The organism is Neobacillus mesonae, assembly GCF_023715155.1.
Taxonomy (GTDB): Bacteria; Bacillota; Bacilli; order Bacillales; family Cytobacillaceae; genus Neobacillus; species Neobacillus mesonae_A.
The window spans coordinates 58,528-73,819 of the sequence record NZ_JAMBNQ010000002.1 but is presented as its reverse complement, the minus strand read 5'-3'; the positions used below and the strand labels follow the sequence as shown (position 1 = coordinate 73,819).

Annotated in this window: 11 protein-coding genes and 1 riboswitch; of the genes, 5 read left to right on the top strand and 6 right to left on the bottom strand. The window is 39.3% G+C overall.

Features of this window, described 5'->3' with window-relative positions; genetic code table 11:
* Positions 1-11: 11 nt before the first annotated feature.
* The 4 genes from M3183_RS03185 to M3183_RS03170 form a co-directional block, all read right to left on the bottom strand.
* Positions 12-1,178, bottom strand: coding sequence for a ParM/StbA family protein (locus M3183_RS03185; protein WP_251466406.1), 1,167 nt, complete (start codon positions 1,176-1,178; stop codon positions 12-14).
* A gap of 1,559 nt (positions 1,179-2,737) precedes the next feature.
* The gene (locus M3183_RS03180) at positions 2,738-4,264 is read right to left on the bottom strand and encodes a L,D-transpeptidase family protein (protein WP_251466404.1); all 1,527 of its coding nucleotides are present in this window, start codon (positions 4,262-4,264) and stop codon (positions 2,738-2,740) included.
* A 215-nt stretch (positions 4,265-4,479) separates the two neighbouring features.
* Positions 4,480-5,703 carry a L,D-transpeptidase family protein gene (locus M3183_RS03175; RefSeq protein WP_251466402.1) on the bottom strand — a complete coding sequence of 408 codons (1,224 nt, stop codon included), beginning with the start codon at positions 5,701-5,703 and terminating at the stop codon, positions 4,480-4,482.
* A gap of 218 nt (positions 5,704-5,921) precedes the next feature.
* Positions 5,922-7,124, bottom strand: coding sequence for a phosphoglycerate dehydrogenase (locus tag M3183_RS03170; RefSeq protein WP_251466400.1), 1,203 nt, complete (start codon positions 7,122-7,124; stop codon positions 5,922-5,924).
* Between the two features lie 85 nt (positions 7,125-7,209).
* Positions 7,210-7,291: riboswitch (ZMP/ZTP riboswitch) on the bottom strand.
* A gap of 228 nt (positions 7,292-7,519) precedes the next feature.
* Here M3183_RS03170 and M3183_RS03165 point away from each other — a divergent pair.
* From M3183_RS03165 to M3183_RS03155, 3 genes are all read left to right on the top strand, one after another.
* Positions 7,520-8,242 carry a LysM peptidoglycan-binding and 3D domain-containing protein gene (locus M3183_RS03165; protein WP_251466398.1) on the top strand — a complete coding sequence of 241 codons (723 nt, stop codon included), beginning with the start codon at positions 7,520-7,522 and terminating at the stop codon, positions 8,240-8,242.
* A 350-nt stretch (positions 8,243-8,592) separates the two neighbouring features.
* Positions 8,593-9,324 (top strand): LysM peptidoglycan-binding domain-containing protein, encoded by a 732-nt coding sequence (locus M3183_RS03160; protein ID WP_251466397.1) that lies wholly within the window; start codon positions 8,593-8,595, stop codon positions 9,322-9,324.
* 164 nt (positions 9,325-9,488) lie between these two features.
* Positions 9,489-10,808 carry a short-chain fatty acid transporter gene (locus M3183_RS03155; protein WP_251466396.1) on the top strand — a complete coding sequence of 440 codons (1,320 nt, stop codon included), beginning with the start codon at positions 9,489-9,491 and terminating at the stop codon, positions 10,806-10,808.
* Between the two features lie 34 nt (positions 10,809-10,842).
* On the opposite strand, the gene M3183_RS03150 is transcribed toward M3183_RS03155, so the two are convergent.
* A complete protein-coding gene (locus M3183_RS03150; RefSeq protein ID WP_251466395.1) occupies positions 10,843-11,895 on the bottom strand; it encodes a glycosyltransferase in 1,053 nt (350 codons plus the stop codon).
* 670 nt (positions 11,896-12,565) lie between these two features.
* Between M3183_RS03150 and M3183_RS03145 the strand changes: the two genes are divergently transcribed.
* Positions 12,566-13,804 carry a saccharopine dehydrogenase family protein gene (locus M3183_RS03145; protein ID WP_251466394.1) on the top strand — a complete coding sequence of 413 codons (1,239 nt, stop codon included), beginning with the start codon at positions 12,566-12,568 and terminating at the stop codon, positions 13,802-13,804.
* Between the two features lies 1 nt (position 13,805).
* On the top strand, positions 13,806-14,933 hold the full coding sequence (gene nspC, locus M3183_RS03140; RefSeq protein ID WP_251466393.1) for a carboxynorspermidine decarboxylase: 1,128 nt from the start codon (positions 13,806-13,808) through the stop codon (positions 14,931-14,933).
* Between the two features lie 160 nt (positions 14,934-15,093).
* On the opposite strand, the gene M3183_RS03135 is transcribed toward nspC, so the two are convergent.
* Complete coding sequence (locus M3183_RS03135) at positions 15,094-15,282, bottom strand: hypothetical protein (protein ID WP_311315343.1); 189 nt, start codon at positions 15,280-15,282, stop codon at positions 15,094-15,096.
* Positions 15,283-15,292: the final 10 nt, after the last annotated feature.

Sequence of the window (15,292 nt, the reverse complement as noted above, 5' to 3'; positions counted from 1 at the left end):
ATCACCCTAAATCAGCTTTTTACTGGTGCTTTAACTTCTGCGGGCTTTTCCTTTTCCGTCCTTCTAACAAAGTCAGTAATGAGCTTATAATAAGCATTAGCCATCATCCAGATGCTTTCCTTATCATCTTCGAAAAATTCAATATTGAAGCCATCTAAATTGTTATTGATTGTTTTAATATAGTCCTTTAATACATGTGAACCGCCGCCGACAAAATAGCAGATTTCTGTCTGCGAATTTTTTGCCCAGACATTGCGTAACAAACGGTATTCCTTTTTAGCTAATTCCATCAAAATACGGTCCGTAATATCATGAACGCTTGTCCGGCTTCCGTGGACCATAATATGGTTGCGGTTATTTTTGCGGGTAATAATCTCCACCACATCACGGCGGCTGTCGAGCTCAACTCCATGCTTTTTCCTAATTTCTTCACGAATGGCCTCTAATGATTCAGAAACGCCAAGGTTGAAGCCTTGAGCCTTGTCATCATCAACATTACGGTTTTTAATAACAGCAATATCTGTAGAAAGTCCGCCAATATCTTGGATTAAGATACGCTTATCGATTAAATCCTTGTTAATGATTTTTAAATTATTATCCATGACAAGGTTAATGAAGGCAGCAAATCCCTCTGGGTAGACCTTCACTTCATTAAATTTAATATTTACTTTTAATCCCTGGTACTTAGGTGTTACAAGAAATTCCACCTGATGAACAGAGCCCAGTAATCTTGAACGGTATCCCGCATCTCTTCCTTCTTTTACTTCACGAAGAGGAAGCCCGGTACCGAGGGTATAATTGGCATCAATTATATTTTTGTTTTTTGGAAAGTCTTGTCTTACCGCATCCAACGCCAATGTTGCAAACAGCATAATTAATGTTTGATCTTCCTCAGACTTACTGCTGCCTGGATCTAACTCAGCCGCATTATCACTTTTCGCAGCCAGATTTCCCACACGATAAATAACGCTATTCTCTTTTAAAGCAGGGGAGTGAACTCTAATATGTATTCCGTCCAGCGGATTTTTGCTATCCAGCTCTTCAATCCCGATAATTGGCCGGTCCTCTGTATCTCTCGCAATAATGTTAGGTATATTTAATTCGTAGTCTAATTCTCCAAAAATGGCCTTAATAGAGTCATTACCAACGTCAACAGCCGCTAATCTTGATTTATTCATAAATTTCATCCTTTCTACTTAATTGATAGCCTATATTAAGATTATAAAAGATTGCTAGATTCTTCAATCTTTATAAGAAAAAATAATATAAGTGTAAAGATGTAAACAATTCCGTAAACTTTCGTGTACATGTAAACTGATTTGTACACTTCCATGACAATTTTGTATACATTAAAGTACAACAACATGTATACGAGTTTGTTTACATGAAAACATAATTGTAAACGCAAAGTATACAAATTGTAAACATGAAAACAATTACGTATACTTGTATCCCCTGCTATTTCCGTACACTTGACCGACTAATTCCAGCAATATTGATTTCTTAACATTCCCGTACCTCTTTATATAAAGAAATCATGATATTTTCTTATGGGTAATATGTATAGGCAATATGTAAAAATACTTTTGTGATGGCGGATTGCCTTATGTTTCTCTTAAAGGTTAAAAAATAAACACGTATGTCAGCAGACAGCGCCACACTAAATTGATTGCAATAACCTTTATTTGATTATGCTTTGGTTTTTGCTTTATCAAGCATCTAAAAAGAAAACATATCTTAACAAGGAATCCTCTTTTTAGTAAACGGTTTGTTTTGATGAAAAATACACAGCAGCTTTTCGATCAGCAAAGTCATTGATTCAGCAGATAAGGGAATGATTTCAGTGGTTAACTGGTACACCCTTTCATCCAAAATGGATATCCTATTTTATTCAATCCAGGGGCCAGCTAGAAATTCAAAAACTATGTACTTCATCAAAATAGTTACATTTAAATTGAATAGTGATGATTTCAAAAATAATTCGAGATTCCTATCCAAGAGATAGATTACTATTTCCCTAAAAAAATTCATTTGAAACAGAAAAATAGCGGATAAAACTTAAATCATCTTTTTCAGTGGATATACTCCTTGACTGTTTATCACTCTTAAGTATCTCACCAGTTTCGAATTCAAACGTTAGATTCTTTTCTATTTGCGGCGGTACAGAAAGCTGTGACCTGAATTATTTTGAAGGACTCTGATAATATAAGATCTTTTACATTTTCCAGTGCGGCAGTGTAGTCAGCCTTCCGCTCAATAGGAAAGAATTTAAATAATAAAGGCTTGTCCTTAGGAAATCTAAAGAGCTTTTAGCGCCTTTTTAATTTCAAAATGGAGTGATTGATGCTGCAACTCTCCGACAAACACTAGCATCCATAGAATGAGCAATCAGTCCAATTCAAGGTTCCTTTTATTCATTTTCACTGCAAAAGTCTGATTTCAAAAGATTACTAGATTCATCAATCTAAATATGAAAAAACACTATAACTGTAAAATGTAAACAATCCCGTACACTTTCGCATACAAATAAACATATTTGTAAACAACAAATACAAATGTGTATACATGCTGATTTACCGCCATGTGCACGTGTTTGTTTACATGTAAACGATATTGTAAACATAAAGTATACAAATCGTAAACACGTCTACAAATAAGTAAACGCGTAAACATTTTAGTAAACGGACGGATTTCAAAAAATAAAAACCTGAAACTTAGAGTTCCAGGTTTCTTTTATTCACTCATAACTATTGGCGATAGTTGCCATTTCCTTATTTACTTGAAGGTAATATCTATGGTCCTTAAAATGAATCCAGTTCGCAACAGTCGTTCCAAGGTTATTAAAATAATACCATCCACCAGCTATATTCAGCCAGTTATCCTTAAATCCCTGCTGCTGGTTATTTTTCATGATAATTGCTGACCATGGAATATCAAGAGCGCCATCATTATTCAGATAGTACCAATATCCTTGATCATTAACCCAGCCGGTCTCTGCCCTGCCGTTTTCCCCCAAGTAATACCAATTGCTGCCGACATCCACCCACCCTGTCTTCATGATGCCGGTTTGGTCAAAATAATACCTATTGCCATTATCCTCCACCCAGCCGGTTGTCATGGCGCCGGTTTCATCAAGGTAATACCTGGCCCCCTCTTCCAGAAGCCATCCGGTTTGCAGTACACCGGAAGAATCTAAATAGTATCTTTTTCCGTCACTTTCTATCCAGCCCTTTTGCATCACACCGTGTTGATCGAAATAATACTTTTTCCCCTCAACCTCAAACCAGTTGGTTTGGACTGTGCCAACTGAGTTTAAATAGTACCTTTTCCCGTCTGATTCAAACCATCCCTTTTTTACAGCACCGGAAGAATCGAGGTAATACTTCTTCCCGCCAGTCTCCAGCCAGCCGGTTTGCATCACACCTGATGAATTAAAGAAATATCTCTTACCCCCAATTGCAGACCATCCAGTTTCCATCACACCATTGCTATTGAGATAGTATTTCTTTCCGTCATACTTCAGCCAGCCCGTCTCCATCATGCCATTGCTATTAAGATAGTATTTCTCCCCGCCATAGTTTAGCCAGCCCGTACGCAGTTTACCTGATGAATTGAAGTAATATTTTTTATCGTTAATTGTCTGCCATCCTGTCTGCGGCTTGCCATTTTCATAATAATATTTATGCCCGTTTGACTGAACCCAGCCATTTTGTAGTTCAATTGGGGCACTTTCACCGCCTCCGCTCACAGGTACTGTTACATTATACCCATTTGCTGCTGCGATAGCGTCAAAGCTGCTGCCGGAGTAGGTAATAATCACTGGGGTATAGTTATTAACCCTGCTGAACAGCCACCGTACTTCTACATTATGCATCCGCACACAGCCTGAACTGACATACTTGCCGATAGAGCTTTCATTATTATTGCCATGAATGCCATATGTCGTACCATACGTACCTCTAGCTTCCAGCCCGAGCCAGCGGTTTCCTAATGGATTTCGAGGGTCCCCGCCCGGTATATTGTGCTTATAATAAGGCCGGTTGACAATCTTATTGACGATTTGAAACTTCCCCTCAGGTGTCAATGACCGCGTTCTTCCCGTTGCAACCTTAAAGGTCCTCACTAATTTCCCGCTATCATAAAAAGCAAGAGTATTGGTGCGTTTGTTAATAATAATCAGCTGGGAACTACCGGCAGCCTCTGATGGACCTGAATACATAAACAATGACAGCATCAGAACAAAAATAACTGAGATTTTCTTCATGATGATCTCCCCAATTAGTTGTTATCTTTAACATAACATGCTAAGTCAGGGCAATTTGTCACAATTTGGTAATTAATTTGTAATTTTTTTAATTGCAGGCAGGCAAAAAGACGCCCCGTAAACATAGGGCGTCCTTCCCATTAATCCTGTATTATAGAGCAGTAAAACGATAAAAGGGGGATCTGTAAACTCCCAATAAATGAAGTTTCACCATATCATTCTTCAGCGGCAGCTGTTGCAACAGTTTCCATATTTGGCTGGTCTTGAGAGGAAGCGGCAGCCATATCTGCACTCACATAAAGGTAATACCAGGTATTCTCATATTTTAACAAGCTGGCAACTGTTGAAGGATTGCTTTTAAAATAGTACCTTTCACCAGATATAGTGAACCATTCATTTTGATTTGAATCGGCAGCTGATGCTATCACTGGGCTGCTTTCCTCGCCAAACCAGGCATTCTCGATAAAACCGCTGTTATTCAAATAGTACCATTTTCCTTCAGAGTTCACCCATCCCGTTTTCATCATTCCGTAGTGGTCGAAATAATACCATTTATCAGCGTCCTCTACCCAGCCCGTCCGCATTGTACCATCTTTATCAAAATAATATTTTTGCCCGTTATTCTCAATCCAGCCTGTCATAAGTACACCGTCTTTTGCAAAATAATATCGTTTGCCGGCATCCGTCAGCCAGCCTGTCTTTGCTGCACCGGGTTCATCAAAATAGTATTTTTCCCCGCCCACTTGATTCCAGCCAGTCTGCATCACACCATTTTGGTCTAGGAAATATTTATTTTTACCGCTGGTTACCCATCCCGTCTGCATCACTCCTTTTTCGTTAAAGTAGTACTTTTTCCCATTAATAGTCTGCCAGCCGGTTTGGGCTTTACCATTTGCATAATAGTACTTTTTCCCGCTGAATACCTGCCATCCATCCATATGTGCTCTCGCAATAGAATCAAAACTGCTGCTTGAATAAGTAATAATCACTGGGGTATGATTATTTACCCTGCTAAACAGCCAGCGTACCTCGGCATTATGCATCCGCACACATCCTGAACTCACATAGCGGCCGATGGAATTTTCATTGCTATTACCATGAATGGCATAAGTTGTACCATATGTACCCCTTGCATTAATTCCCAGCCATCGGTTTCCTAATGGATTACGCGGGTCTCCGCCAGGTATCTTCTTTTTATAATAGGGACGATTCACAATCTTATTTACAATCATAAATGTCCCCTCAGGTGTTAAACTCCTTGTACGGCCGGTAGCGACATTAAATTTCCGTACCAATTTGCCGTTATCATAGAATGCAAGAGTGTTAGTCTTTTTATTAATAATAATCAACTGTCCCCCGCTGCCGAAAGCCTCCGATTGGCTGGCAGATGTGAAAAACAAACCGAACAAAACAATAAAGACAACAGATAGTTTCCTCATATTACCCTCTCCGTTTATATAGTTATCACTACGGTAACATAAGGATTTGAAAGAACTTGTCATATTTTATCGAAAAAATTAAAATTCACTGAAAAATGCATCTCCCTATTATTACAGGATTAACAAATCCATATCATTTTTCATCTGAACAAAAAAAGTCAGCCCAATGCTCCACAATATAGAGGAGGATTGGGCTGACTAATATCCACAATATCTTATTATTTTATAATACGCGCTCTAATAACGCCATCAATGTTATCAAGCAGTTCGCCTAATCCTGGAATCACATCACCGTTTACTTCATTATCAATATCAATGATGGTATAAGCGTAATTTCCGCGGCTTCTGTTCACCATGTCAGCAATATTCAAATGATAGTTTGAAATAATGGATGTAATTTTTCCAACCATGTGTGGAATGTTTTGGTGGAAAACAGTCACACGTACTTTTCCTGTATAAGGAAGATTAGCGTTCGGGAAGTTAACAGAGTTTTTAACATTCCCTGTTTCCAAAAGTTCCTTCACTTGTCTTGCTGCCATAATGGCACAGTTCTCTTCCGATTCTTCTGTTGAAGCTCCAAGATGCGGAATGCATACAACATTCTCCATTTGAAGGACATTTTCATTTGGGAAGTCAGTAATGTATTTGCCAACCTTGCCGCTTGCAATCGCCTCAGCCATATCTGCTTCATTTACAAGTTCACCGCGTGAGAAGTTCAAAATATGAACCCCTGGCTTCATCATATTGAATGTTTCTTTGTTAAACATTCCTCTGGTGTCATCTGTTAATGGAACGTGTACTGTAATATAATCCGATTCAGCATATACCTGTTCTATTGTCATAGCACGCTGAACATTACGGGATAGCTTCCAAGCCGTATCAACTGAAATAAATGGGTCAAATCCAATAACATCCATATCTAAATCAAGGGCATCATTTGCTACTAGATTACCAACAGAACCAAGGCCGATGACGCCGAGTGTTTTCCCTTTAATTTCTTTTCCAACAAACTTCTTCTTGCCTGCCTCGACAAGCTTAGGAACCTGGTCCCCTTCTCCGGCAAGAGTCTTTGTCCATGAGATACCATCAAATAGGTTGCGGGATGAAGCCATTAAGGTAGTCAACACAAGTTCTTTTACGGCATTTGCATTGGCACCGGGTGTGTTAAATACAACGATGCCCTGTTCAGTGCACTTTTCAACCGGGATATTATTAACCCCTGCACCGGCACGGGCAATTCCAAGTAAATTGCTTCCAAATTCCATGGAATGCATATTAAAGCTGCGGACAACAATCGCATCAGGATTTTCACTTTTATCATCAATTGTATACTTGTCATGATTAAAAACATTCAATCCACTTTCTGCAATGCTGTTTAATGTTTTAATCGTTTTTACTCTATCTAATGTAACGGTGCTCATGTTGATCTCTCCCTCTTTTTTAAGTTCATAGATTTTTCGACCAAACTCCCCTTAAAAGCACAAAGAGGTAAGGGGGTAAATCCCTTACCTCTGCCCAGGCGAACGGCAAATCCGATTCCATGTGCTCCCTCACGGTACTCCGTGTCTCGCCAGTTACACATGGTCTTTTAAGTTGCTTCTATCTTATCAAAATTTTCAGCAACCTTCAACTAAATTCATCTTTGAATTCTAGTAAAGGCTGCTATTTTTTTAGATTTCTCAATCAATTCAGAAATGATAATGCAATATTACTGCCATTTATGTTACCGATTTATCATCTCTTTGTTCTTTGTCTCAGAAAAATCAATGTTACGATAAGGGAAAATCAGCAACCAAAGATTATGGAGGGTAATAGAATGCTAAACAAATTAAAAACTATCGTAGCAGCTGCCGTACTCTCAGTAACGATTAGTACGAATGTACAAGCTGCAGCTATAACAGTAGAAAAAGGAGATACACTCTGGGATCTCTCACGTGAAAATAATACTTCTGTTGAAAATATTAAAAAGATAAACCAACTTACTTCAGACCTTATTCATCCAGGCGATGTCCTGGCCGTCTCAGAAGATAAACATTATACCGTTAAAAAAGGTGACACTTTATGGGACATAGGGATGGAACATCATGTACGTGTGTCACAAATTAAGGATTGGAATGATTTAACCAGCGACCTTATCCATCCTGGACTAGATCTTGTACTATTTGAAGGAATGAATAAAGAAACACCAAAGAGGGACGCTTCTGTTAAGGCAGCGAATACAAATGCTGTTTCAACCAGTAATACGAGTAAAAAGGAAATTAACGTGAAAGCCACAGCGTATACCGCATACTGTGAAGGATGCTCCGGCACCACGGCTACAGGTATTGACCTTAGAGCAAACCCGCATAAAAAAGTCATTGCAGTCGATCCAAACGTAATTCCGCTTGGCAGTAAAGTATATGTAGAAGGTGTTGGTGAAGCCATTGCTGGAGATACCGGCGGCGCCATCAAAGGAAACCGTATTGATGTTTTCATCCCTTCTGAAAAAGATGCTATGAAGTTCGGCGTGAAAAATCTTAAGGTAACCATAATAAATTAAGACAGCATAGGGATGCATTCTGATTCGTCAATCCCTATTCAGCTAAAAGGCAGGCAAAAGCTTATGGTATTAGGACCAAATATTGGAATAGTAATGATGACCCAGCTGTCCTTTGTAACATCTATGTAATAATTAGGCATTAAGCGCTAAAAGGCAGTATAAAGGAATTATAGCTATTAAAATAATTTAAGTGAATATCATTTTCAAATAATTCAATTAGCTTGGAAATGTTATTGCAATATAGCTGCCATATCTGTTACTTTTTTAACATCTCCTTGTTCTTTGTATGAAAAATTTCCATGTTACCATTAGGAAAAATTAGCATCCAAAGAACATGGAGGGTAATAGATATGCTTAACAAAATAAAAATCTTACTAGCAGCAGCTGTACTCTCAGTAACTGTAAGTGCTAATGTACAAGCTGCGACTATAACAGTAAAAACAGGAGACACACTTTGGGATTTATCCAATGAAAATCATACATCCGTTGAAGCCATTCAAAAGGTCAATCATCTTGCAACAGATCTTATTCATCCAGGTGATAAACTGACCATAGCGCAAGAAAAACATTATATTGTAAAACAAGATGATACATTAAAGAGCATTGCTTTAGAACACAAAGTATCAGTTTCGCAGCTATTGGAATGGAATGAACTGCTTACAAAAAATCTCATTTATCCCGGATTAGACCTTGTAATCTATAAAAATAGTAAAATACCTAAACAGGATAATGCAGATAAGCAAAAGAAACCTGCACCTGTAAAAAAGGAAAAGGCAAAAGAAACATCTGACAAAAAGGTCATTACAGTTAGAGCCACAGCCTATACGGCTTCTTGTCAAGGCTGCTCCGGCACTACTGCCACTGGAGTAGATTTAAAGGCAAATCCAGATAAAAAGGTGATAGCCGTTGACCCATCTGTCATACCGCTTGGCAGTAAAGTATATGTAGAGGGCTTCGGAAACGCCGTTGCTGCTGACACCGGCAGCGCAATCAAAGGAAACCGTATTGATATTTTTATCCCATCTGAAAAAGATGCTGTCAAATACGGCGTCAAGCATGTAAAAGTAACCATACTAGAGTAAGGAAACTCCGTGCTTCCAAAAATATTAGGCCGGCTCCACGCTAAAAGCGTTGGAGCCGGCCTTTTTACTTGCTGTCATCTTTATTTTTAAAGTAGGAAAATAATCCCTATCCCTAGCATATAATTACTTGAACTAAAAAAACATATAAGGAGGAAAGATGTGCAATGAAAGCTCTTGTTTCGTTCTTTAACAGGGTAATGCAGCGCTATTTGCCGGACCCCTTCCTATTTGTTATCATTTTAACTTTTGTTGTCTATATTCTAGGAATGCTTTTGACAGATAGCGGGCCATATCAAATGGTTCAGCATTGGGGAACAGGCTTCTGGAGTCTTTTAACCTTCTCCATGCAAATGGTCCTTGTGCTTGTGACTGGGCATGTTCTGGCTAGCAGCAAACCTTTTAAAAAGGGATTAGGGTCCCTTGCCGGTCTTTCAAAAACACCCGGTCACGCCATCATCAGTGTCACATTGGTCTCCCTTATTGCTACCTGGATCAACTGGGGTTTTGGGTTAGTCATTGGTGCTCTTTTTGCCAAAGAATTAGCGAGAAAGGTTCAAAATGTTGATTACCGGCTGTTAATTGCGAGCGCCTACTCTGGGTTCCTTATTTGGCATGGCGGTTTTTCCGGCTCCATTCCATTAACCATTGCCACTCCTGGGCATTTTTCAGAAAAATTGATTGGCGTTATCCCTACTAGCGAAACCATTTTTGCACCATTTAACCTCATTATTGTTATTGCTCTAGTTGTTGTCCTTCCAATATTAAACCGTCTTATGATGCCTTCCAAAGAAGAGACGGTAGTGATTGACCCTAAATTGCTTAAAAATGATGATGCTGCAGAACCAGTAATTGAAGAGAAACTCACTCCGGCAGAACGCCTGGAAAATAGTAAAATCCTTTCTCTCCTTACGGGTATTTTAGGACTGATCTTTTTATTTTGGTATTTTGCCACAAATGGATTTAAGCTAAATCTCGATATCGTTAACTTCCTATTCTTATTTTTAGGAATCTTATTCCACGGTACGCCAAGGCAGTTTCTTGATGCCGTTGTAAATGCAGTAAAAGGGGCAAGCGGGATTATTATTCAGTTCCCATTTTATGCAGGAATTATGGGAATGATGGTGTCTTCCGGCTTAGCAGCGGTTATTTCAAACGGATTCCTGTCCATTGCAAATGATTTCACCTTCTACCTATTTACATTCTGGAGTGCTGGTTTAGTGAATATCTTCGTCCCTTCCGGAGGCGGGCAATGGGCTGTTCAAGCTCCAATCATGCTTGACGCGGCAAAGGCTATTGGTGCTTCCGTGCCAAAAACCGCGATGGCTGTTGCCTGGGGGGATGCCTGGACAAACATGATTCAGCCGTTCTGGGTGCTTCCTGCATTGGCCATTGCCGGACTGAAAGCAAAGGATATTATGGGCTTTTGTGTCATGGTCCTGGTCGTCAGCGGGGTCGTTATTTCATTAGGGTTCCTATTTTTATAGCATTAGGCAAAAGCCGGCCCCTGAGCCGGCTTTTTTAGATATAGCTTTGTCCTGCAAGGCTGTACGCCTGCTCATTCTCCTCGGGTATTCCGCCGAGCCACTTGTCAAAGAAGTCCTTATAGCCTTGCTTCATCACCGTGCTGGAGAACTTATCAAAAGCTAAGATACGGTTGTCCAGCGAAAACTTGTCTGGTGCAGCCAATGCCATATTAACAAGTTCAAACCAGTTATATTCGTTGCCTGAAAAGGCATGTCTGGAATTGATATGGTCATAGCAGGGATGGGACGGCTTGACAATAATTTTTCCCATCGCCATTGCTTCTGTTAACGGCATGGCAAACGTATCAAATTTAGAGCTGTTCCAATAAACCTTTGCCGTATTCATAAGAGCGAAAATTTCTTCCTGCGAGAGAGCAAACTTTAATTTTACATTATCCGGGATCTTATATTTCTTTATACTTTCCCGATAACGCTCTCCGCCGAATACCATAAATACTTCCTTGTCAGGATTTTGCCTTGCATATTCTAAGACAACCCCAGGCTGCCGGTTTTCTTCATCTCTGCCAATCCACAGCACTCGGTTCTCGACAATTTGCGAAGGGTCAAAATACTTCTCTGCTAAATGTTCATCAAATCCGATGGGAATAACGGTCACATCTTCCACACCAAACTTTGTTTTAAATTCGTGCTTTAAAAAATCCGTTTGAACAATCGCTTTGTCCACAATCCCATAAAACGGCTTCATCATTTCATAGCCTGTTAGTGCGGGATCTGGAAAACTATGTGGGAATAATACACTGTTTTTAATAAACATTTTTAAAAAGGTAAATCCTGATACGGTATAAATGACATGGTCAATTTTTTCAGCATAAATCTTGTCCAATACAATATCATAATTAACCAAATCACCTTTTTCATGTTCATAACCAGGCAGATGATCATAGCCGCTGACATGCCGCTCAGGTGAAATAAAGACAATCTCCACCCCAAACTCCCTGCACAATTTTTTTAACCGCTCCGCATAAATCAGAGGTCCATGAGCCTCCATAAATTGGATTTTCCTCATAACCAGTCCTACTTTTTTCATATACAAATCACCCTATATTAATGAAGTGTTATTTTCGTTTGAAGTTCTCTTCATCTATAATAATTCTTTTGTATCGATTTTTTAAGACTAATAATTTACCAGTCCATAACAGAATACCATTTACCATCATACATTTATTACCACTAAACATTTTAAAAAAATTGTATTTCACCTCTTGCTATTTCGTTTATATACTGCTACTATGGAATAGCGTTATTGGAAAGCTAATATTCAATATATCGAAGAGTCTTTCCAAGCAGATAATTTTGACCACTTCCATTAAATCAAATGGGAGTCAAGGGCAACGGTGTGCCGGGTCAAATGCCGATTGGCAACTTTTAGTTGCCTTATTGATTGAGTTAAAAGCTCAAATTTTATAAGTTGGTTACTTTACAACCAGTGCATATGCACATCAACTTGTGAAACGGTCAATAAGAGTAGTAAAAGTAAATTATTTGCTATATAGACTCTGATCATATGATCCTATTAAGATATATTTTGAATATTAAAGAGCAAAGCCATAATGTCAAAGCACTTATTCGGCAGATGGTATTCATATGCCTTTTTAATATTGATGATTATATCGAAAGCAAGTGTTGTGCGCGAATAGTATGCGTTTTACACTTGCTTTTTTTATTTATTGTAAAAAATGAACTGGGGGGAAATATTCATGGGAAAAGCACTTATTATCGGCTGCGGCGGCGTAGCATCTGTAGCTATTCATAAATGTGTTCAAAACAGTGAAGTTTTCGAAGAGATTTGTATTGCAAGCCGGACGAAATCAAAATGTGATGAATTAAAAGCAAAGCTTGATGGCGGCAAAACAAAAATCACTACCGCACAGGTAGATGCTAACAATGTGGATGAGCTAATTGCTCTAATTAACGAAGTAAAACCAGATATTGTTATGAACCTGGCTTTGCCATATCAAGATTTAACCATCATGGACGCTTGTCTTGCCACAAAGACTCACTATATGGATACAGCAAATTATGAGCCGGAAGATACAGCAAAATTTGAATACAAATGGCAATGGGAATACCGTGAACGCTTTGAACAAGCCGGTATAACAGCTCTATTAGGAAGCGGCTTTGACCCAGGTGTAACTGGAGTATTTTCCGCCCATGCCCTTAAACATCACTTTGATGAAATTGAATATATCGATATTCTTGACTGTAATGCAGGCGATCATGGCTATCCATTTGCTACAAACTTTAATCCTGAAATCAATATCCGCGAAGTAACAGCAAAAGGCAGCTACTGGGAGAATGGCGAATGGGTTGAAACTGAGCCAATGGAAATCAAGCGCGTCTATAACTTCCCTGAAATCGGCGAGAAGGATATGTATTTACTGCATCATGAGGAAATCGAATCACTTGCCTTAAACATCCCTGGCATTAAGCGCATCCGTTTCTTCATGACATTTGGCCAAAGCTATCTTACACACCTAAAATGTCTTGAAAATGTCGGCATGACTTCCATTGAACCGATTGAATTTGAAGGAAAACAAATCATTCCGCTTCAATTCTTGAAAGCTGTTTTACCAGATCCTGCATCACTTGGACCACGTACAAAGGGTAAAACAAACATTGGCTGTATCTTTAGAGGTAAAAAGGACGGAAAAGACAAAACTTATTATGTTTACAATGTTTGTGATCATGAACAGTGCTATAAAGAAGTGGGGTCACAAGCGGTATCTTATACAACAGGTGTTCCAGCGATGATTGGTGCCATGATGATTATGACTGGTAAATGGAATAAACCGGGCGTATATAATATTGAAGAGTTTGATCCAGATCCATTCATGGAAGCATTGAACAAATGGGGACTTCCATGGCAGGAGAGCTTCAACCCAGAGCTTGTCGACTCTGAGCCTGTAAAGGTCCAAGATCCGGAGCCCGTACGATAAAATGAGGTTTGAGGAATTACCAACGCCATGTTATGTTGTCGATAAAGGTCTTTTGGAGAAAAATTTAAACATCCTGCACGGTGTGATGCAGCGTACAGGATGTAAAATTGTATTAGCGCAAAAAGCATTTTCTATGTATTCACTATACCCATTCATTGGGGAATATTTAAGCGGCACAACGGCAAGCGGACTGTACGAGGCACGCCTTGGCTACGAGGAAATGGGAAAAGAAAATCATGTCTTTTCCCCTGCTTACCGTGAAGATGAAATTGATGAGATTGTTTCAATTTGTGACCACATTATTTTTAATTCCTTTTCACAGCTTGAAAAGTTTAAGGATAAAGCACTTCAAGCCGGCAAAAAAGTTGGCTTGCGCATCAATCCTGAATGCTCAACCCAAATCGGCCATGCCATTTATGACCCATGTACACCAGGATCCAGATTTGGTGTCATTAAAGAACAATTCCGTCCCGATCTCCTTGAAGGGGTTTCAGGGCTTCATTTCCACACCCTTTGTCAGCAAAACTCTGATGATTTGGAAACGACGCTTCGTGCAGTGGAGGAAAAGTTCGGTGAATGGCTCCCGAAAATGGAATGGATTAATTTTGGCGGCGGCCATCATATTACTAGAGAAGATTATGATATCCCGCAGCTTGAAGCCTGCATTAAGAGAATGCAGGAAAAGTACGGCTTAGAGGTCTATCTTGAACCTGGTGAAGCCGTTGCACTAAATGCTGGTTATTTGGTGACAACTGTGCTTGATACTCACCAAAACGGCATGGACATTGCCATTCTCGATACTTCTGCATCTTGTCATATGCCTGACGTGTTAGAGATGCCTTACCGCCCTCCTCTTTTTAATTCAGGAGAAGCCGGAGAAAAGCCTTATACCTATCGTCTTGGCGGACAAACCTGTCTTACCGGTGATGTCATTGGAGACTATTCTTTTGACAAGCCGCTAAAAAGCGGTGACCGGTTAGTCTTCGGCGACATGGCCATCTATACAATGGTGAAAAATACTACTTTTAATGGTATGGCGCTTCCTGCCATTGCTGTACAGGATAAAGACGGTGATTGCCAAATCGTCCACCGGTTTGGCTACCAGGATTTTAAAATGAGACTAGCTTAAGATATAAAGGGAAGGATTCATTGTGAATCCTTCCCTTTTTTTAGGATATAAATTACTCATTCCTTCAATTTAAACAGGAAAGTGTGGCAAATCAAAACCGAACCCGGATAAAAAACCCAGCGGAATAACGTAACCGCTGGGTTAGATAGAAATTCAATTTTTAACTTGCTCTATCCATTTTACGATTTCCAGAATTCTTATTATCTAGTGCCTTTCCTGATTGTTTTACTAAGAAGATAATAATCAATGCACCGATGACCATGCAAATGCCTAAGAAAATCATACTGACGTTAAAAGAACCAGTACGTCTTTCATATAACCCACGGTCGATGGTCCAAAGAATCGCCAAGGTTTATTGT